This is a genomic window from Rahnella inusitata (genome assembly GCF_018288855.1).
GTDB classification, from domain to species: domain Bacteria; phylum Pseudomonadota; class Gammaproteobacteria; order Enterobacterales; family Enterobacteriaceae; genus Rahnella; species Rahnella inusitata.
The window spans coordinates 1,994,121-2,014,295 of record NZ_CP065024.1 but is presented as its reverse complement, the minus strand read 5'-3'; the positions used below and the strand labels follow the sequence as shown (position 1 = coordinate 2,014,295).

The 20,175-nt window shown below is 51.5% G+C and carries 21 protein-coding genes; 13 read left to right on the top strand and 8 right to left on the bottom strand.

The window, feature by feature from the left end:
- Nucleotides 1-13: 13 nt before the first annotated feature.
- Nucleotides 14-301 (bottom strand): putative quinol monooxygenase, encoded by a 288-nt coding sequence (locus tag I2123_RS09430; protein ID WP_213052285.1) that lies wholly within the window; start codon nucleotides 299-301, stop codon nucleotides 14-16.
- A 224-nt stretch (nucleotides 302-525) separates the two neighbouring features.
- Here I2123_RS09430 and pyrC point away from each other — a divergent pair, with 224 nt between their 5' ends.
- The 6 genes from pyrC to I2123_RS09400 all read left to right on the top strand — a co-directional run bounded on the left by pyrC (nucleotide 526) and on the right by I2123_RS09400 (nucleotide 5,288).
- Complete coding sequence (pyrC, locus tag I2123_RS09425) at nucleotides 526-1,575, top strand: dihydroorotase (protein WP_213052284.1); 1,050 nt, start codon at nucleotides 526-528, stop codon at nucleotides 1,573-1,575.
- Nucleotides 1,576-1,690: 115 nt separating this feature from the next.
- Nucleotides 1,691-1,945: a DNA damage-inducible protein I gene (gene dinI / locus I2123_RS09420; protein ID WP_056778732.1), complete on the top strand. Its 255-nt coding sequence runs from the start codon at nucleotides 1,691-1,693 to the stop codon at nucleotides 1,943-1,945.
- 346 nt (nucleotides 1,946-2,291) lie between these two features.
- Nucleotides 2,292-2,546, top strand: coding sequence for a biofilm formation regulator BssS (gene bssS, locus I2123_RS09415; protein WP_056778730.1), 255 nt, complete (start codon nucleotides 2,292-2,294; stop codon nucleotides 2,544-2,546).
- A gap of 146 nt (nucleotides 2,547-2,692) precedes the next feature.
- Nucleotides 2,693-3,808 (top strand): N-methyl-L-tryptophan oxidase, encoded by a 1,116-nt coding sequence (solA, locus tag I2123_RS09410; RefSeq protein ID WP_213052283.1) that lies wholly within the window; start codon nucleotides 2,693-2,695, stop codon nucleotides 3,806-3,808.
- A gap of 198 nt (nucleotides 3,809-4,006) precedes the next feature.
- Entirely contained in the window at nucleotides 4,007-4,675 is a 669-nt protein-coding gene (locus I2123_RS09405; RefSeq protein ID WP_213052282.1) for a LuxR C-terminal-related transcriptional regulator, read from the top strand.
- A gap of 148 nt (nucleotides 4,676-4,823) precedes the next feature.
- Complete coding sequence (locus I2123_RS09400; RefSeq protein WP_213052281.1) at nucleotides 4,824-5,288, top strand: MarR family winged helix-turn-helix transcriptional regulator; 465 nt, start codon at nucleotides 4,824-4,826, stop codon at nucleotides 5,286-5,288.
- On the opposite strand, the gene I2123_RS09395 is transcribed toward I2123_RS09400, so the two are convergent.
- The 3 genes from I2123_RS09395 to I2123_RS09385 are packed head-to-tail and all read right to left on the bottom strand — an operon-like array spanning nucleotide 5,285 to nucleotide 10,624.
- On the bottom strand, nucleotides 5,285-6,322 hold the full coding sequence (locus I2123_RS09395) for an AI-2E family transporter (protein WP_112167284.1): 1,038 nt from the start codon (nucleotides 6,320-6,322) through the stop codon (nucleotides 5,285-5,287). The two genes, I2123_RS09400 and I2123_RS09395, sit on opposite strands and share 4 nt — an antisense overlap.
- Before the next feature lie 33 nt (nucleotides 6,323-6,355).
- The gene (locus tag I2123_RS09390; RefSeq protein WP_213052280.1) at nucleotides 6,356-9,451 is read right to left on the bottom strand and encodes an efflux RND transporter permease subunit; all 3,096 of its coding nucleotides are present in this window, start codon (nucleotides 9,449-9,451) and stop codon (nucleotides 6,356-6,358) included.
- A 9-nt stretch (nucleotides 9,452-9,460) separates the two neighbouring features.
- Nucleotides 9,461-10,624 (bottom strand): efflux RND transporter periplasmic adaptor subunit, encoded by a 1,164-nt coding sequence (locus tag I2123_RS09385; protein WP_244879902.1) that lies wholly within the window; start codon nucleotides 10,622-10,624, stop codon nucleotides 9,461-9,463.
- Between the two features lie 562 nt (nucleotides 10,625-11,186).
- Here I2123_RS09385 and I2123_RS09380 point away from each other — a divergent pair.
- Nucleotides 11,187-11,732 carry a cytochrome b gene (locus tag I2123_RS09380; RefSeq protein ID WP_112167280.1) on the top strand — a complete coding sequence of 182 codons (546 nt, stop codon included), beginning with the start codon at nucleotides 11,187-11,189 and terminating at the stop codon, nucleotides 11,730-11,732.
- Between the two features lie 50 nt (nucleotides 11,733-11,782).
- On the top strand, nucleotides 11,783-12,358 hold the full coding sequence (locus I2123_RS09375) for a YceI family protein (RefSeq protein ID WP_213052490.1): 576 nt from the start codon (nucleotides 11,783-11,785) through the stop codon (nucleotides 12,356-12,358).
- A gap of 69 nt (nucleotides 12,359-12,427) precedes the next feature.
- Here I2123_RS09375 and trhO read toward each other — a convergent pair whose 3' ends face one another.
- Entirely contained in the window at nucleotides 12,428-13,483 is a 1,056-nt protein-coding gene (gene trhO / locus I2123_RS09370; protein WP_112167278.1) for an oxygen-dependent tRNA uridine(34) hydroxylase TrhO, read from the bottom strand.
- 219 nt (nucleotides 13,484-13,702) lie between these two features.
- On the opposite strand from trhO, the gene I2123_RS09365 reads away from it, so the two are divergent.
- The 4 genes from I2123_RS09365 (at nucleotide 13,703) to mdtG (ending at nucleotide 18,245) form a co-directional block, all read left to right on the top strand.
- On the top strand, nucleotides 13,703-14,800 hold the full coding sequence (locus I2123_RS09365; protein WP_213052279.1) for an NADH:flavin oxidoreductase/NADH oxidase: 1,098 nt from the start codon (nucleotides 13,703-13,705) through the stop codon (nucleotides 14,798-14,800).
- 359 nt (nucleotides 14,801-15,159) lie between these two features.
- On the top strand, nucleotides 15,160-16,095 hold the full coding sequence (locus tag I2123_RS09360) for a Kdo(2)-lipid IV(A) acyltransferase (RefSeq protein ID WP_112167274.1): 936 nt from the start codon (nucleotides 15,160-15,162) through the stop codon (nucleotides 16,093-16,095).
- Nucleotides 16,096-16,302: 207 nt separating this feature from the next.
- Nucleotides 16,303-16,737: a DoxX family protein gene (locus I2123_RS09355; RefSeq protein ID WP_112167272.1), complete on the top strand. Its 435-nt coding sequence runs from the start codon at nucleotides 16,303-16,305 to the stop codon at nucleotides 16,735-16,737.
- A gap of 269 nt (nucleotides 16,738-17,006) precedes the next feature.
- Nucleotides 17,007-18,245, top strand: coding sequence for a multidrug efflux MFS transporter MdtG (mdtG, locus tag I2123_RS09350; protein ID WP_112167270.1), 1,239 nt, complete (start codon nucleotides 17,007-17,009; stop codon nucleotides 18,243-18,245).
- Nucleotides 18,246-18,271: 26 nt separating this feature from the next.
- On the opposite strand, the gene I2123_RS09345 is transcribed toward mdtG, so the two are convergent.
- Nucleotides 18,272-18,604, bottom strand: a complete 333-nt coding sequence (locus I2123_RS09345) for a hypothetical protein (protein ID WP_213052278.1) — start codon at nucleotides 18,602-18,604, stop codon at nucleotides 18,272-18,274.
- A 132-nt stretch (nucleotides 18,605-18,736) separates the two neighbouring features.
- On the bottom strand, nucleotides 18,737-19,135 hold the full coding sequence (locus tag I2123_RS09340) for a VOC family protein (protein WP_213052277.1): 399 nt from the start codon (nucleotides 19,133-19,135) through the stop codon (nucleotides 18,737-18,739).
- A gap of 220 nt (nucleotides 19,136-19,355) precedes the next feature.
- On the opposite strand from I2123_RS09340, the gene I2123_RS09335 reads away from it, so the two are divergent.
- On the top strand, nucleotides 19,356-19,763 hold the full coding sequence (locus I2123_RS09335) for a MysB family protein (RefSeq protein WP_213052276.1): 408 nt from the start codon (nucleotides 19,356-19,358) through the stop codon (nucleotides 19,761-19,763).
- Between the two features lie 3 nt (nucleotides 19,764-19,766).
- Here the strand turns inward: I2123_RS09335 and I2123_RS09330 are convergent, their stop codons facing one another.
- Nucleotides 19,767-20,012, bottom strand: a complete 246-nt coding sequence (locus tag I2123_RS09330) for a YceK/YidQ family lipoprotein (protein ID WP_112167261.1) — start codon at nucleotides 20,010-20,012, stop codon at nucleotides 19,767-19,769.
- Between the last annotated feature and the right edge of the window lie 163 nt (nucleotides 20,013-20,175).

Here is a 20,175-nt window from a genome sequence, read left to right as displayed (position 1 = left end):
AGGCTGCGGGTAATCAAGCCAGTGTTTTAAGGCGGCGGATAGTCAGCTCATCAAGCTTACCTTCCAGACTTGCGGCGAAGCGCTGGAAGTGTTCAGTTTTATTATGTTGGTTCAGCGCGTCTTCCGATTTCCAGCGTTCGTAAAAGACAAAAGTTCCTTCTTTGTCGAGATCCCGATGAAGCTCATACTGCAAGCAACCCACTTCTTGTCGGCTGGGTTCAATCACCTCAAGTAAAGCTTCAGTTACCTGTGCCTTAAACTCCGGTTTAGCAGCAATAGTGGCAACAACTCTGATTTCCATAGTAGTTCTCCTGTTATTTTTGTCTTGCTTGCGGGTAACTCCGGCAAGCCCGGCGACTCACATCTGTCCCTACTATGACCCCTTCCCCGCATTGATTTCAATACGAAGTTTATTTAACAGATGCAACCCAACGGTTTTGCGCTTATTCTTGTTCCCCGCCGTTAATGCTCCCATTACCGCACCTGATCCCAACATCTTGTCTCTCAATGCCGGAGTTTTGCCTGATGACCGCAACACCGCAAGTTTTGAAAATCCGCCGCCCAGATGACTGGCATATTCACCTTCGTGACGATGATATGCTCAGTACAGTACTACCGTTCACCAGCGAAGTTTTTAGCCGTGCGATTGTTATGCCAAACCTGACGCCGCCGGTGACCACTGTAGAAGCTGCCCTGGCATATCGCGCGCGCATCATGGCCGCTGTGCCTGCAGGCCATCACTTCACACCGCTGCTGACCTGCTATCTGACCGACTCTCTGGATCCGGATGAAATCGCCCGCGGTTTTGAGCAAGGCGTATTCACCGCCGCAAAACTTTACCCGGCCAATGCCACGACCAACTCCCAGCATGGTGTTTCTGACGTCAAGACCATTTATCCGGTACTGGAACGTATGCAAAAAATCGGCATGCCACTGCTGATCCACGGCGAAGTAACGCACAATCATGTAGATATTTTCGATCGTGAAGCGTATTTCATTGATGAAGTGATGGAGCCGGTTCGCCGTCAGTTCCCTGAACTTAAGATTGTATTCGAACACATCACTACCAAAGATGCGGCTGAGTATGTTCTCGAGGGCAATCAGTATCTTGGTGCTACCATTACGCCGCAGCACCTGATGTTTAACCGCAACCACATGCTGGTGGGCGGCGTGCGACCACACCTTTTCTGCCTGCCTATTCTTAAACGTAATATTCATCAGGAAGCGTTGCGTAACGTAATCGCCAGCGGCGCTGATCGCTTCTTCCTCGGTACCGATTCCGCTCCTCACACCAAAGGCCGCAAGGAATCGAGCTGCGGCTGCGCAGGTTGTTTCAATGCACCTCTGGCAATGCCTGCCTATGCTACGGTATTCGAAGAGATGAATGCGCTGCATCACCTGGAAGCATTCTGTTCACTGAACGGCCCGCGTTTCTACTGTTTGCCGGTGAATGAAGATTTCATCGAACTGACCCGTATGGCGGTCACTCAGCCGGAAGAAATCGCGCTGGGCGAAGACTGCGTTGTTCCATTCCTGGCAGGGCAGACACTGAACTGGAAAGTGACAGCCTGCTAAACGCAGTTCAGAGTTGATCGTCAGTAATCCACCGCGCGATTTTCTCTTCATCTCCTTGTTGCGTAAACAGCAGATTGACTGTATAAATATACAGTCAATCTATTCAGGAGGTCCTATGCGTGTTGAAATCACTATCGATAAAACCAAACCTCTGCCTGTCGGTGCGCTCGACGCGCTATCAGGTGAATTGAGTAAAAGAATTAACAAACAATTTTCAGACCGCGAAAACAATATTCAGGTCCGCTACGCCGGTGCAAATAGCCTGTCGGTTTTGGGTGGAGCAAAAACTGACCGTGATCTGATCGAAGAAATTCTGCAGGAAACCTGGGAAAGTGCCGATGATTGGTTTTCAAATCAGAACGATGAGTAACGCGATGAAACGCCTGAAAATCAACCTGGCTGCCATACCTTATTTATAATAATCAGGTTTATTAAAACCACGCCGAAAGGCTATTTCAGTATTTTACCGGGCGTCGCAGTCCGGTTTTTTATTCCTCTCGCCTGTATAGAAAACACTCAGCGTGAAAATAAAATTTCCGTTAATTCCCAGATAATTCTTACCCCTCATATATCAACACAATTTTTTTACAATTAAATTGATTCAAACTCTCCTCAAAACGATTTAACTGTTTATACTGAAATAGCTCACCTGATAATGAGCCGCATTGATCCTCAGATAGTCACTCACGTTAGTCACTACAAGATAAGGGGTCTATATGGACAGAAATGATGAAGTTATTCAGACACACCCGCTTGTTGGTTGGGATATCAGTACGGTCGACTCTTATGACGCCATGATGATACGTCTCCATTACCTGTCTTCAAAAGACCAGACTCCAGAAAATGCTCAGGTAGACAGAACCCTTTGGTTGACTACCGACGTTGCCCGGCAATTGATTCACATTCTCGAAGCCGGCATAGAAAAGATCGAATCGAATGAGTACGAATACAGTGATCACCGAAAACACTAATCTTTACCTGCCAGCCTGAGGCACCAGCGATTGACATCCTGGTGCCTTTTTCTTTGTTCCCGCCCTGCTTGCCTTCGCTGCCGTAAACTCTCTATCATGACCCTAGCCAGATTGTTAAAAATTTTCGTCAGAGGAGTCTGTGTAACATGGATTATGATCTCATCGTCGTCGGCAGTGGCTCAGTAGGCTCTGCGGCAGGTTATTACGCCACCCGCGCCGGGTTGAAAGTCCTGATGATCGACAGTGCGATGCCGCCGCACAATGCAGGCAGCCATCACGGAGAAACGCGTCTAATCCGTCACGCCTATGGTGAAGGCGCACGTTACGTACCGATGCTGTTAAGAGCGCAAACGCTTTGGGACGAACTTGCGGAGGTCAGCGAAGAGAAGGTCTTTCATCGCAGCGGTGTACTGAATGTCGGACCGGAAAACTCAGAGTTTATCGCCAATGTGAAAAACAGCGCTGAAACTTATGACCTGACGACTCAGAACATGGATGCCGAAGAGATCCGCACAAAGTGGCCGCTGTTCACCCTGCCAGACGGTTACTGCGGCGTTTTTGAACCCAATTCAGGTTACCTGCAAAGTGAAATCGCCATCTCCGCTTATATCCGTCTGGCACGGGAAGCGGGCTGCGCGCAATTGTTTAACTGTCCGGTAGACAGCATAGAATGGCTGGAAGATGGCGTAGAAGTTTCTACCGCCGATGGTGTGTACCGTGGCGCGAAGCTGGCCGTTACCGCCGGTACCTGGGTGACTAAAATTCTCCCCGAACTGCCAGTGAAACCCCTGCGAAAAGTATTTGCCTGGTTCCATGCCGATGGACGCTACAGCGAAGAGAATCATTTCCCGGCGTTCACGCTGGAGACGATGCAAGGTGACCAATATTACGGCTTCCCGTCGGTAAAAGACGCACTAAAACTCGGTAAGCATAATGGTGGCCAGTGGATCACTGAACCGCAAGAGCGTAAACCCTATGGTGGTTTTAGTCAGGACGGAACGGAATCGTTTAACTTTTTCCGCCACTTCCTGCCGGGGGTGGGCGTTAATCTTCGCGGCGCGTCGTGCACTTACGACATGACCGAAGATGAAGACTTCATCATCGATACGTTACCTGACCGGGAAAATACCCTGGTGATTTCCGGACTTAGCGGACATGGTTTCAAGTTCGCCAGTGTTTTGGGCGAAATTGTTGCTCAATTCGCTAACAATCTTCCTATCTCCTTTAATCTGAAGCCCTTTTCGCTTTCCCGCTTCAAGTAATGTAAAAAAATCTCACCGTCGTCTATATTCTGCCGACGGTGTTTCTTTTTTCAGTGGCAATGGGTTAATTTCGCTTTGAACCAGATCAATAGACTGGTATTTCCGAATTGACAGCATTATAGAAAAAAACATATGCTAGCCTAAGAAATCACAGGAGTGCTTTCTATCGCGTAATGATACGCACAACAAGGATGTAATATGAAACTATCAATTATAGAACCCTGTGGATTCACACGCTTAGGCATCTATTCTTATCTTGTTGAGAATAATAATCTCGACATTATAGATTCCGTGAATATACCCAAGTCACTAAAATCTCTTCATGAATTCCAACCTGATGTGATTCTCGTTAACATGACACAATATTGTCATAGCGCAGAATTATCTGAGGAGTTGAAAGCTTTCTTTGAATACCGCCACACGGCCCGTATTTACTGTTACATCGATGCCAACTATCCCGATTGCGAAGAGCCGATTTCGATTACCCGCGAGGTCTTTATTCTCAATAAACAATCACTGACGTCATTGTTGCAGAACATTGCTTTAACACCTGAATCATACATGCCGGGAAATAATGCCGGGCTGCCGAGAATGTTGTTCAGCGATCAGGAAATTCTGGTGATGAACTACTGGATGTCTGAAATGCCCAACTATCGTATCGCCAGAAAATTGAATATCAGCAGCCGTACGGTGTATGTTCATAAACGACATCTGGCGCAGAAAATAAAAGTACGTAACCGGCTAGAGTTCTGTTTCATTTATAATTTGATCAAGTATCTTTTCTGGCCTATTGATGACATTTCTGCCACACCAATGAGTCGCCAAATAAAAGATGACCTTTTGATGATTTATAAGGCCCACATCTGAAAATGCCCTGATTGCTCAGGTTTTTTTTATTCGCAAACCCTTCTGCACTCCTCAACAACGGCTCTTCCGCCTCCCGCGGTTGCACTCTCAATCCAGAAGCCTACAATGACTTCAGGATTACCAGCCTCATTTTGAGGAGCCTCATAAAATGAATGTAATTGATAGAAGCGAAGTATCCCCCACAGAAATCACGGAAACATTGCTGTCTGTGATTCGTCTTATGCGTAAGCAGGTCGATGCTGCGATGTCCGCTCAGGGACTTTCGCTTGCCCGTGGTAAGTTATTGACCGCCATCGCACACGAGGGAACCTGCCGTCCGGGTGAACTTGCGCATGTGCTCCAGCAATCACCGAGAACCATTACTGACGCCATTGATGCAATGGATCGGGACGGTCTGCTTATCCGTAAACGCCATCCTACTGACCGTCGTTCGCAGCTGCTGGAGCTTACCGAAGCCGGTAAACAGGCGCTGGAGCAGGTAAAAAAACCCAAACAGGCGGCAATCGACCGGTTGTTTAATGGCTTAGACTCTCACGCCCGCCAACAGTTGATGGCCTCGCTACGCAGCATTGAAGCACTGGCGCAGGATATCGAAGAGCAGAACAAAGCCTAACGATGAGGCGTTCCATCGCCGAGCAGGATAGCAATTTTGTGCCCTGCTGCGGTGGGCTCCAGGGCGATTTTAAGCACAATCGTCAGAGGAACCGACAGTAACATGCCCACCGGCCCCATCAGCCATCCCCAGAAGATCAGCGAAATAAACACCACCAGCGTCGATAACCCCAGCCCTCGCCCGAGAATTTTTGGGTCGATAATGCTGCCGAAAATCACGTTGATCAGGATATAACCGCCGGTCACCATTATTCCGTCACTCACGCCGTTAAACAGGAAGGTCTGAATAATCGGCGGAATGGCGGCAATGAATGAGCCTATGTTAGGAATGTAGTTCAGCGCGAAAGCCAGCATGCCCCACAGGAAGGCAAAACGGACGCCGATAAATGCCAGCAACGCCCATACGGCAAGCCCAGTGACGACACTTATCAGAGTTTTGATCACCAGATAGCGCGTGACGCTGTCCAGCGCGCGCTGAACGTTCGCCATCCCTTTTCCCGGATCGTCGGAGAGTTGCTCGATTTTGTACGGCAGTTGCGTGACCTCCAGCAGCATGAAGGCGACCGTCATCAGCAACAAGAACAGCCCGGCCATGGCATTCGAAAGATAACTTATCAGCTTACTCACCAGATTCAGCGTCGCGGCCGGGTCGATATACCCGGCCAACTGTTCCGGCGTGAAGGTCAGTTCACCTTGTGGGAAATAGGCGTCGTACTGCCGCAATTTCTCAACGATGATGCCGCGATACTGCGGCAATGTGCGGGCAAACTCATTGAGCGTCACCAGCAACGTTGAGGTGAGAAAGACCATCACGCAAATCACCACCGTCGCCACCAGCATCACCGCGAGTGCACGCGGCACTCGCACTTTCTCCAGTAAGACAATTAACGGATTCAGGACGAAAGCCAGAAACAGCGCCAGAATGAACGGAACGATAATGTCAGCGGCTGACTTGATACCCGCGAAAATAACGACCAGCATGGCCATCATCACCACGATTTTCAGTCCCTGATTAGTCACTATGGTCTTTCGCATGATTGTCTCCTGATGATCATCGCTGGCAGCAAACTAACGTGATTTCACCCATTCACGTAAACGCTGAATATGCACATACAGCGCCGGGATAAACAAGATCCCCGCCGTCGTTGACAGCAACATCCCGCTGAAGACCGTGACCCCGATGATGTGGCGGCTCATTGCGCCGGCACCGGAGGCCAGCACCAACGGCAGAACGCCAAGAATAAAGGAAATCGCCGTCATCATCACCGCACGAAAACGCTGCTTCGCGCCGTCCTGCGCCGCTTCACGGACCGACGCCCCTTCTTCACGTCGCGCTTTCGAGAATTCGACAATCAATATGGCATTCTTCGCCGCCAGCCCTATCAGCAACACCATGCCGATTTGTGCGTACACGTCGTTGCTCAGCCCGGCCAGATGCAATCCGCCGATTGCACCAAATACGGCGAAGATAACTGAAATCATCACCACCATCGGGATACTCCAGCTTTCGTATTGTGCTACCAGGAACAGATAAGCAAACAACAGCGCTGCGGCATATATCAGGATTGCCTGACCGCCAGCCTGAATTTCCTGTAACGACATTCCTGTCCATTCATAACCATAACCAGCCGGGAGTTTTTCGCTCAGAATATGTTCCATCTGAACCATCGCTTCACCGGAACTTACGCCCGGCGCCGCCGAACCGCTAATGGCCAGCGACGGGAACTGGTTGTATTGAGTGATAAACGGCGCGCCGAGCGATGGAGTGAGATCGACGAGTTTGCCCATGCTGACCAGCGAACCATTATCACTGCGCACACTGAGGGTTGAAATCTGATCCGCGCGCTGCCGATCTTCCATTTCATTTTGCATCTGCACATTGAACAGACGGTTATTGATGATGAAATCACTGACGTTCACGCCGCCCAGCGAAGTCTGCAACGTGCCGAAGATGCGGCTGACCGGCACCTGCAACTGTGCGGCACGGTCGCGATCGACGCTCAGGGCAATTTCCGGTACTGATGCGCTGAAGGTGGTGAATACGCGGCTCAGTTGCGGATCCTGATTGGCTGCCATAATCAGCGCCTGACCGGTTGCCGCCAGTTCCTGCGGGGATTGCCCCTGTAATGCCTGCAGGCGCAGATCAAGCCCGGAGGCAGTACCCAGCCCGGAAATAGCGGGCGGATTGATCGCCATAATCATCGCCGAAGGGATCCCAGCCATCGCCGGTTGCAGGCGACCAATCACCTGGTCCACGCTGCTGCGCTCCCCCCAGGGTTTCAGCAGCACAATCCCGAACGCCGAGTTTGGCGAACTGCCGCCACTCAGCAGGCTGAAACCACTGATGGCAATCACGTCGTCAACCGCCGGATCGTTTTCCAGCAGCGTCTGCATTTGCCCGAGAACCGCATCAGTTCTCCCCAGTGATGCGCCATCAGGCAGTTGCACATTCACAAAGAAGTAGCCCTGATCTTCATCCGGCAGGAAGGATTTCGGCAAGCTCGAGTAGCCCCAGACGCATGCTCCCACGAGGGCTATAACAGTGATCACGCTGGTCAGTGCATGCTTGCCGAGGCCACGTGTGGCGGTCACATAGAGATCACGCACGGTATCCAGCCCACGATTGAACGCGCTGAACACTCGCGCAGGTTTTTCAGGACGAGGTTTCAATAAAGTCGCGCACAACGCGGGGGTCAGCGTTAATGCGTTGATGCTGGAGAGGATCACCGCCGCTGAGAGTGTGACGGCAAACTGACGGTATAATGCGCCGGTGATGCCCGGCAGTACGGCGATGGGAACAAAGACCGCCATTAACACTATGGTGGTGGCGATGACCGGCCCGGCGATTTGCTTCAACGCCTTGCGGGTGGCGGCCACGCGCCCGAGTGACGGGTCTTCAGTCATCAGGCGCTCGACGTTTTCGACCACCACGATGGCATCATCGACCACGACCGTCAGCGCCAGAATAATCGCGAACAGACTCAGCGTATTGGCGGAATAACCGAACGCGTAGAGCACCGCAAAAGTGCCGAGCAAAGAAACGGGAATGGTCAGTGCGACGATAAACGTGGCGCGCGCACTTTGCAGAAACAGGAAAACAATTGTCAGAACGACCAGGAACGTCAGGGCAAGAGATACCACGATTTCATCCAGCGTGGCGCTGACGAACTGAGTCGAGTCGAACTTAATTTCGTAATTGAGATCGTCCGGGAAATAGCGCGCCTGACGCGTCATTTCTTCGCGCACGGCATTGGCCACGTTCAGCGCATTGGCGCCCGGCGCGGGATAGACCGAAAGAAACGCGGAAGGCGTCTGATTGAGCGCCGCGTTGACCTGATAATCCTGCGCCCCCAATTCAATACGGGCGACGTCGCGCAGACGAACTGTGCCACCGTGCTCATTCTTACGCACGATGATGTTGGAGAACTCTTCCGGCGAGCTGAGACGTCCGGCACCACTGATGGTCAGGGTTTGCTGCTGCATCGACGGACTGGGTGATGCGCCGATTTGCCCGGCCGCCGCCTGCACGTTTTGGCTTTGGATCGCGGCACTGATCTCCGTGCTGCTGACATTTAGCGCTTCCATTTTTCGCGGATCAAGCCAGATACGCATGCTGTAGTCACGCGAACCAAAAACCTGTACGTCGCCCACACCGTCAATACGCGCCAGCGCGTCACGTAGCTGGATGCTGGCAAAGTTGCTGATAAACAACATGTCATGCGTATTTTTTGGCGAAAGCAGACTGATGCCCATCAAAATATTAGATGCCTGTTTACGCACAGATACGCCGGTGTTAAGCACCTCGGCAGGCAACTTCGCGCTAACCTGAGAAATACGGTTTTGTACTTCCACCGCTGCAGTATCCGGATCGGTGCCGCTGGCAAAGGTGATATTGAGGGAATAGCTGCCGTTATTGCCGCTGTTTGATGACATATACAGCATATTGCTGACACCGTTCACCTGCGCCTCAATCGGCGCGGCGACGGATTCCGCAACATCTCTCGCACTCGCGCCCGGATAAATCGCACTGACGGAAACCACCGGCGGCGTGATATCTGGATACTGCTCAACCGGGATGACTTTGAGCGCTACCGCACCAATCAGGGCGGTGACCAGCGCGATAACTATCGCAAAACGGGGTCGCTTGATAAATTGCTGGAGCATCGTCGTTCCTTAACGTTTTGTTGTCTGAGCCGTTGAAACGCCCTGTGCGTCCCGCGTCGTCACTTTCATTCCCGGCTGGATCCATTGCAGACCTTCCGTCACCACGAGATCTCCGCCCTTTAAACCTTCCAGCACGAAATAGCCCTGAGACGTTTGACCCCCGAGGCGTACCGCCCGCGCTTCAACCTGCTGTTGTGCATTGACCAGTAGAACAAAGTGACCGGACTCATTTTGTTGTAACGCATTGGCTGGCACGACTGGAAGATGGGCATCAGAGCGCGGCTGCGCCAGCACATTGACGGTGCCGCCGGGCAGTAAGCGATGTTGTGGATTCGCCACCGTCAGCCTGACCGCCACGGTGCCGGTCTGTGCATCAATACGGTTACCCAGCGATTCAAACGCAGGCACAGTCATATACGGCGACCCGTCTGATAAGCGCAAAGACAGCGCCATGTTTTTCTCAGACATCGCCTCTTCTAATGAACCGGTGTTCTGGCTGGCGCTGAGAAAATCGCGCTCATTGACGGAAATCACTACGCGAACCGGGTCAAGCTGAACGATTTCAGTCAGCGTACCGCTCGCCGGATTTACCAGACTGCCGGTGTGAAAATGGCTGACGCCGATGCGCCCGGAAATCGGCGCGGTGATGCGCGTATAGCTAAGCTGCAGCTCCTGCGTTTTCAGCGCGGCTTGCGCTTGTGCGACGGCTGCGCGGGCAGTGTCCCTCGCAGCGACGGCGGCATCAACGTCAGACTGACTGACCGTGCGGGCATCGCCCAGACGCTGGATGCGGTTCAGATGCGTTTGTGCGTTGCGTGCAGTCGCGTTTGCGCTGTCGAGTTGCGCTTTCGCCTGAGCAACAGCCGATTTATGCAAAGCAGATTCGATTTCATACAACAGGTCACCCGCATTAACAAACTGGCCTTCTTCAAAGGCGCGTCTTGCAATAAACCCTTCGGTGCGGCTGACCACATTGACCGACTGTACGGCTTCAAGTCGCCCAAGATAAGTGCGGCTGACGCCGTCAGTTTGGGTAGCAATGGTGACGGTGCCGACCGCAGGGACAGGCTGAGCAATCACGTCGTCTGAATAAAGCAGAACAAAAGCCAGTATTGCGGCAATAGCGTTAAAGCGGGTGCCCGTTGCCGGGCGGCGAAATGCAGGGATCATCATAGTGTCACTCTCCGTGTGATGTCGGATGCCTGCCCTGATGGAAAAGAGCGCGCAAGCAACGGCAGACATCGGATATAAGAATATAAAGAAATTCCTAACAAAATTTTCCCGCAAGTATAATTGCGGAAATATGCAGTAACCTGATCTCGATCACCTGAACCGCCACCCTTAATTTTCTTTACGTTTTATTTAGGATATATTTAGACTTTAGGAATATCAGTAAACTTATATATAAGAATTTTCGCCCCTCTGAATCACAACGCAAAAAAATCATCGAAAATCATTAATCACCGATGAAACCACATTTATTTACTCAAATTTTTAGAACTGGAATCATCTTTACCCGCCATGACAAATACTTACAAACCCTTGCCAGCTCTGCGTTGCCAGTTATTACTTATATGATTTGCGGAATAAGACTAAATGACTGAACAAGCCAAGGTTATTATCATCAAATTTAATGAACAAGTGAAATTAATCGACACTTTTGAAAATTAAATATTGCCAAGATGTTTCAAAATGTTTAGCTTTCGAAAATATCTAATTGAGTGAGATGTCTTTTATGCTGTGGAAAAATACGCCTGTTCGCTTTGGCAATATTTCCGTTGTGATTCATTGGGCAGTCGCGCTGGCCGTTTACGGATTATTCGCGCTGGGCCTGTGGATGGTGGGATTAGGTTATTACGACACTTGGTATCACCGTGCGCCGGAATTACATAAAAGTATCGGCATATTGGTTTTCACCGCCATGGTATTCCGGCTGGCATGGCGGTTTATTTCTCCGCCGCCGAAACCGCTCAGCAGTTACAGCGCGAAAACCCGCCTCGGCGCGTGGCTGGCACACCTGCTGCTGTTTGCCGGGCTGTTCGGCATTTTGATCAGCGGCTATCTGATTTCCACGGCAGAGGGCCAGCCGGTAAGTGTGTTTGGCTGGTTTGATATCCCTGCCACGCTCTTCGGATTGAACCAGCAGGCGGACATTGCCGGAACAGTTCATTTATGGATGGCATGGGGCATTGTGATTGTTTCCGCCTTACATGCGCTTGCGGCGCTTAAACATCATTTCATTGACCGGGACAGCACCCTGACACGCATGCTGGGTCGCTGATCCGTTTCACTTTCTGCTCTTCACTTTATGGACAATGGAGAATCATCATGTTGAAAAAAACCACCCTGGGCCTGACGCTGGCATCGCTGTTAATGGCTGTCGGATCCGCCAGCGCGGCAAATTATAAAATCGACAAAGAGGGCCAGCACGCCTTTATCGAATTTCGTATCAAGCACTTAGGCTACAGCTGGCTGTACGGCAGCTTTAATGATTTCGACGGTGGTTTCACCTTTGATGAAAAAGATCCCTCTGCCGATAAAGTCAACGTCACCATTAACACCACCAGCGTATTTACCAATCACGCTGAGCGCGACAAACACCTGCGCAGCGCAGAATTCCTCAACGTCGGTAAACATCCGCAGGCCACTTTCACCTCGACATCTGTGAAGAAAGAAGGCGAGAACCTGGCAGTGACCGGAGATTTCACGCTAAACGGCGTCACCAAACCGCTGACGTTACAGGCGAAACTGTTGGGTCAGGGCAAAGATCCATGGGGCGGTTACCGTGCGGGCTTTGAAGCCGCTGGCACCATCGCGCTAAAAGATTACGGCATCACAACCGATTTGGGCCCGGCCTCTCAGGATGTTGAGCTGATCATTTCTGTTGAAGGCGTCCGGGAGAAGTAATTCCTGCTGGCAAAGAAAAAGCCCTGAATGGCGAGGCCAGTCAGGGCTTTTTTACATCCTGAAAACGGATCAGTCGTTTTCTGGCGCAGGAATATGCATGGTGGTTTGCAACAGGCCTTTGGACTTGTTGAAAATCTTGATGCCATTTTCACGCCCGGCACGCAGCGCGCGCTGTTCTTCGACCGGCAGTTTCAGCTCTGTCATACAGATTTCACTGCAACAACCGTCAAACTTCGCCGCACAGCTTGGGCACTGAATAAACAACAAGTGGCAGCCGTCGTTTTTGCAGTTGGTATGGTTATCACACGCGGTGCCGCACTGGTGACAATGCGCGATCACGTCATCAGAAATACGTTCGCCCATGCGCTCATCAAAGACAAAATTCTTGCCTTTAAATTTAACCGGCAAACCTTGCTCTTTCGCCCGGCGCGCATATTCAATAATGCCGCCTTCGACGTGATACACATTTTTAAACCCGTTGTGCAGCATGTAAGCGCTGGCTTTTTCACAGCGGATCCCGCCAGTGCAGTACATGACAATTTTCTTTTCTTTGTCTTCTTTCAGCATATCAACGGCCATTGGCAGCTGATCGCGGAAAGTGTCCGATGGCACTTCGATCGCTTTGTCGAAATGCCCTACTTCGTATTCGTAGTGATTACGCATATCGACAAACAGCGTGTCCGGATCGTCAATCATCGCGTTGACCTGCTCAGCTTTCAGGTACTCACCGATATTGGACGGGTCAAAGCTTTCGTCGTCGATACCGTCCGCCACAATGCGGTCACGCACTTTCAGGCGCAGCACCCAGAACGATTTGCCATCGTCTTCAAGGGCAACGTTCAGACGAATTTGATCCAGCGCCGGATGGCTGGAAAATAGCTCAGTTTTGAACGCATCGAACCGGCTTTGCGGGACGCTTATCTGCGCGTTAATCCCTTCTTTCGCCACGTAAATTCTGCCAAACACGTTCAGACGCGTCAGGCTGATATAAAGGGCATCGCGGAAGGCTTTCGGATCTTCAATCTGGAAATACTTATAAAAAGAAACAGTGGTGCGCGGCTCAGTTTCGGCCAGCATGCGCTCCCTCAGTTCCTCATTAGAAATACGGTTATGTAACACTGGCATGGTGTACGTTCCTGTCTTTCGGGGAATTAAACTATCGGTCACTTTTAAGCGGCAAGATTATACATTAAAGCAACAATGAGGACATCTCCCGTTGCAAATTCGTCAACAGAAAAACACCTGCTGCTCCTTGCACCCAGGATATTTACGATAATCTATGCTTAGTTGTTATCCATTTTTCGGGATTTATTCACGATTCAACCCTTCGCAGGAGCAGGAAACATGAGCAAGCTTTTTGAACCGATTTCGCTGGGTCAGCTGACATTGCCAAACCGCATTGTGATCGCCCCAATGTGCCAGTACTCCTCAGATAACGGCAAAGCCACGTCCTGGCATCACGCTCATCTCGGCCAGTTATCCTTCTCGGGGGCAGGTTTGCTGATTCTGGAAGCCACCGCGGTGGAATCCGTCGGGCGCATTTCTGCCGAGGATTTAGGGCTATGGGATGATGAGACCGAGACCGCGCTGAAAGGTCTGGTTGATGGCCTGCGTGAAAACAGCGACATGGCACTCGGCCTGCAACTCGGCCATGCAGGCCGTAAAGCGTCGTGCGCAGCGCCATGGAATGGTGGCGCGCAAATCCCTCAGTCCGCCGGTGGCTGGCAAACTGTCGCGCCGTCTGAGCTGGCATTTGCAGAAGGTACCGAAACCCCCGAGGCGATGACGCTTGAACGCATCGCAGACCTGAAAAAAGCTTATGTTGACAGCGTATTCCGCGCCGATCGTCTTGGATTTGATCTGCTGGAATTACACGGTGCGCATGGTTATCTGCTACACCAGTTCCTCTCGCCGCTCTCCAACCAGCGTACCGATCAGTACGGCGGTTCGCTGGAGAACCGTATGCGCCTGCTGCTGGAAATCTTCGAAGAAATCCGCGCGGCCTTCCCGGCAGAAAAACCGGTGGGCGTGCGTATTTCCGCGACCGACTGGGTGGAGGGCGGCTGGGATCTGGAGCAATCCATCGAACTGGCCAAAGCGCTGGATGCGCTGGGTTGCAGCTACATTCACGTCTCCAGCGGAGGCCTGAGCACAGAGCAAAAGATCGCCGTCGGCCCGAACTATCAGGTACCTTTCGCCGATGGCATTAAGCGTTACGTGAAAATGCCGGTGATCGCCGTTGGCCTGATTACCGAGCCTGAACAGGCTGAAGCGATTATCGGCACCGGTCAGGCGGATATGATAGCCCTGGCGCGCGGGATTCTGTACAACCCGCGCTGGCCGTGGCACGCCGCCGCCAAACTTGGCGCCAAAGTGACCGCACCGAAACAATACTGGCGCAGCGAGCCGCACAGCGTAAAAGGTTTATTCCTGCCAAAGTAATCTCTGTTTGTAAATTTACCCTCGGGCAGCCCATTTGGCTGCCCGTTTATTTGACAAAAACCGGTTCTCTGCTGATATTCAGTCGGAAAGAGAAAAGTCCACTCTGTAGCCTTTTATAGGCCGCCGTTCATAAAAAGAGCACATTGCTTTCCATTCAGGCAGTGAATACCAAAAAATGAGGTATTAGTGCCGACAACTTTCACCTCATACAAAAAAAGTGCCACAATATGTCACTTTGCTACAAGAAATTAACGCATAACACGCACTCCATATGGGGAGTGACCGTTTTTATGTAGCGGGCTGCTGCACTAGACAGAGCTTATATATTTTCTACATCAATATAATGACGCAGAGATTCTATGACTCAGGTACCAACATTTAACCGTTCGTTACTGCACCCACGTTACTGGCTCACCTGGATGGGTCTGGGTTTATTGTACGCGCTGGTCTTATTACCTTATCCGGTTATCTATCGTCTCGGCACCGGGCTCGGGCGTTTCTCCATGCGCTTTCTGAAACAACGCTACAAAATCGCGCAACGTAATCTCGAACTCTGTTTCCCCGATATGCACCCTGAACAGCGGGCAGATATGGTGGTGAAAAACTTTGAATCCGTTGGCATGGGGTTGTTTGAAACCGGCATGGCGTGGTTCTGGCCTGACTGGCGCATAGAGCGCTGGTTTCGCGTCAGCGGGCTTGAGCACATTCAGCGCGCCCGCGACAACCAGCAGGGCGTGTTATTGATCGGCGTTCACTTCCTGACGCTCGAACTGGGTGCGCGCATTTTCGGCATCCACAATCCGGGCGTGGGCGTTTATCGTCCGCACGACAATAAACTGATGGACTGGATCCAGACCAAAGGCCGTATGCGCTCAAACAAAGGCATGCTGGATCGCAAAGACCTTAAAGGGATGATCCGCAGCCTCAAGCAAGGCGACATCATCTGGTACGCGCCGGACCATGACTACGGTCCGCGTGCCAGCGTCTTTGTGCCGTTTTTTGCCGTTGACAAGGCTGCCACCACCACCGGCACTTATCTGCTGGCGCGTATGGGCAAACCGGCGATCATTCCGTTCACCCCACGACGTCTGGAAGGTGGCAAAGGCTATGAGATGATCATTCATCCTCAGGTCGCTGACTTCCCACTGGATGATGAAGTTGTAGCTGCCACCTACATGAACAAAGTGGTGGAAAACGAAATCCGTCAGGCTCCGGAACAATATATGTGGCTGCATCGCCGCTTCAAAACGCGTCCGCAGGGCGAGTCTTCACTGTATAAAAAACTAAAAGATTAAACAGCTTGCCGGTTCTCATTCACTGAACCGGCGTTTGTTTCTCTGTTTTTGATTTGCTTAAACAGTTTTTTTGACAGACTTCTTCAAAGTTATCAGATTTTATCTCTTCTCTTTTAGGCCAATACTCTCAGCATAATTTCCCCACGTGATTACCCCACCCTTTTTGGGGCCGCGTGACATCTGAGTCTCATTCGAAAGGAACGTATTATGCTGGCTAAACTGAACACTGCTTTTACCCGCGCCACCGACCATCCTGATTTCGGTAAGCTTTTGTTACGTCTCACTTTCGGTATTCTTATCCTGTTCCATGGCGTGGCAAAAATTGAGAACGGTGTCGGCTGGATCGCTAAAATGTTACAGGCTGATGGCTTGCCGGGTTTCATTGCCTACGGTGCCTATATCGGCGAAGTGATTGCCCCCGTTCTGATCATTTTGGGGATCTTCACCCGCCCTGCGGCGCTGGTGATGGCATTCAATATTCTTGTTGCCGTCTTCCTGGTGGTCGCGGGTAAATTCTTCACCGTCACTGACGTGGGAGCCTGGGGTCTGGAAGGCGAAGCGCTGTATTTCTTCGGCGGCCTGGTGATTATGTTCCTCGGCAGCGGCCGTTATTCTGTGATGAAAAATCCGGCGCTACGTTAATTTCTACGGTGGTTTTTATCTTTCTGCGTCTGTCGCGGCCAGCCTCCTTGCTGGCCGTTTTCTTGTGATCTATCCGCACTGATATTGATCTCCTTCATCCCCGTTTTTTTTAATACCTGTATTTTAGTCCTCTTGTTACAGTTCATTAACATCATTGAAGTGGATGATAATTAGGCGCATAATTATCCATCTGACTGATTGTTACTTGTGCTCTGCCTTGTTTCTGTCTGCTATGACAGAGCGAATCGACCTTTATCTTTCGGTAATTTATGACCCCGGATCCTGAACCTGAAATAGCACCAGAACCCATTAACTGGAAACGTAATCTGTTTGTTGCCTGGATCGGCTGCTTTCTTACCGGTGCCGCTTTCAGCCTGATTATGCCTTTCCTGCCGCTGTACGTAGAAACTCTCGGCGTAACCGGCCATGAGTCCCTGAACATGTGGTCAGGGCTGGTCTTCAGTATCACCTTCCTGTTTTCCGCCATCGCATCCCCCTTCTGGGGTGGGCTTGCCGATCGCAAGGGACGCAAAATCATGTTGCTGCGCTCTGCACTCGGTATGTCGATCGTCATGGTGTTGATGGGATTCGCGCAAAACATCTGGCAATTCCTCGTTCTCCGCGCCCTGCTCGGCTTACTCGGCGGCTTCGTGCCCAACGCCAACGCGCTGATTGCCACTCAAATTCCCCGCAACAAAAGTGGCTGGGCACTGGGCACGCTTTCAACCGGTGGCGTCAGTGGCGCACTCCTCGGGCCGCTGGTCGGCGGTTTACTGGCGGACAGCTACGGGCTGCGTCCGGTCTTCTTCATCACTGCTGCGGTGCTGTTCCTGTGCTTTGTGATGACGCTGTACTGCATCCGCGAACAGTTCGTCCCGGTGAATAAAAAAGACATGCTTAACCGTAAGCAGGTGTTTGCTTCGCTTAAAAACCCGAAACTGGTCCTTTGCCTGTTCGTCACCACGATGATTATTCAGGTGGCGACCGGCTCGATTGCGCCCATCCTCACACTTTACGTGCGGGAGCTGGCGGGTAACACGCAGAATCTGGCGTTTATCAGCGGCATGATTGCATCAGTGCCGGGCGTGGCGGCTTTAATGAGTGCGCCACGCTTGGGTAAACTGGGGGACAGAATCGGACCGGAGCGCATTCTGGTGGCAATGATGGGGATATCAGTGCTGCTGCTCATCCCGATGGCATTTGTGCAAACGCCGTTGCAGTTGGGGATTCTGCGCTTCCTGCTCGGTGCCACCGACGGTGCGCTGCTTCCGGCGGTACAGACCCTGCTGATATACAACTGCACTAATCAGGTCGCAGGACGCGTGTTCAGCTACAACCAGTCATTCCGTGATGTCGGAAACGTCACCGGCCCGCTGCTGGGTGCAGCAGTCTCGGCCAGTTACGGGTTTCGTACAGTATTTTGCGTCACGGCGCTGGTGGTGCTGTTTAACGCCGTCTACTCCTGGTGGTGTCTGCAACATCGGCCGCGTCAGGCGATGGTCGATTAAACATGGCCGCCGGGACAGAAAGCCGCTTACTTCGCCATTTCCGGGCGGGGTGGCAGACCATCAGGAACTTCAACGACCGCCAATCGGACCTCGTAATGCTTACCGGCCGTGGTTGCTGGCAGCACCGATGTCAGGTTCTGGATAGTCTGAGTCGGATTATCACTGGCCACGCTGGCACAGAACAACTGCCCCGGATGACAGAATCCCATCATCAATGGCGGCGGCATGCCTTCTCCGTGGAATGGCGGCAAGCCCTGCAGTGGCTGAGGATGTGCATTTTCAGCTGCTGTACTGGCAACACTGAATAACACGCCGAGGCTGCACAGCGGCAGAAATAACGCGCGGGAAAGAATCTTCATAACAGTAACCTTATTGCTGAAAGTTTCATGGTCACTGTAATCCCCAACTTCACGCCGCGCAGACGGTTTGCTAAAACTTTACCCTCTCCCTTCAGAGCCTTTGCAAAGCAGGGAAAGTACTAACATTTGTGTCTAAACCGTCCAGTCACGAGAAGCAAAAACTACACGATATCTATCCACATCCTCAAACGTTTTGCCGTTCTCGTCCCAGTAGGGGTTAAACGACGCCACCTCTGTAAACCCGGCCAGGCGCATCGCTTCACATTGCGCATTCCATTGGTCGGACTCGGAAATATAAAAGACCAACAGGTTGTCCTGTGTCGGCGCACGGCCTGCGGTTGAAGCGTGATGATGCGTAAATTCCAGATGGTAATGATGATGCGGATGTCCTACCAGAACGCCGTCAAATCCCTGATGATCGCTGAAGCGGCCAATCACCTCGAATCCTAAACCGTGACAATACATTTGGGCTATTTGCCCAAGATTGTCAGTCGGGCGCGCCACCCGCAGCACTGCATTTCGTGAAATCATCGTAAATTCACTCCCTCACATCAGCGTTTATGACCAGGAAATTCAGAATAGCAGAAGAATGCCAGACTGTTTTTCATCTGAAAACTTGCACTCTGTGATTTATCGACAACAATCATTGAATCAGCGTTTTCACTGGCGGATGGTTGTTACCTGTTCATTCATAACGCTATTTACACCATAACTGTTTACCCGTTACCCCATTTCAACTCAGGAGACAACAATGAGCATGTACGTAACGCTTGAAGAAGCTATTGATGCCGCCCGCGAAGAATTTCTCGAAGCCGCACAGGATAGGATCCAGGGCGATGAAGAGCCGCTTCCCGATCAGTTCAATTTGCAGAAATACATCATGCAGGATGGCGACATCATGTGGCAGGCGGAGTTTCTTAACGGCGAAGGGGAATCGATTGATGCGTTAACCTTCCGCAGCGGTGCTGCCGCTCAGGCCATTTTTGATGAGGACTATGACGTCATCGAGCTCGAAGAAGAGTGGCTGGAAGAAGCGACGCTGTACGAATGGGATGAAGGAGAATTCCAGCATGAGCCGCAGACCGACACCGAGGAAGGCGCTGCTGCTGCTGAAGAGTGGGATGATGAGGACGATTATCCGGGACGTGATATCGACTAACGTCTAATCGTAAGGTCCGTGGCGGGCGTCAACCGGCAGCATGAAAGTGTCGACGATCATCGAAAGCGGTACGTCGATGACGGTAACAAAACGCCACGGGCTATCCCGCAGATCCCATTGCACGCCGGGATAATACTGATTGCCATGCCCCTGCCCCGGTACTGTCCGGCTGATGATACTGCCGCAGCCCGTCAGCGTTCCAGCCAGTAATGCCAGTACACATCCGCGAAAAATTACCCGATTAATCACTCACACAACCTGTCGATTCGAATCAATGGAAGCACTCTGTGGAGCGCTAAATAGCGCTGTCAGCGTATCACGTATGCCATGCGCCACGATGTTAAGGTAAAGTAAAATTTTATACGCTGGCACCTAAAGAGTCACTGAACTTCCTGCCATAAAAAACGGGCAG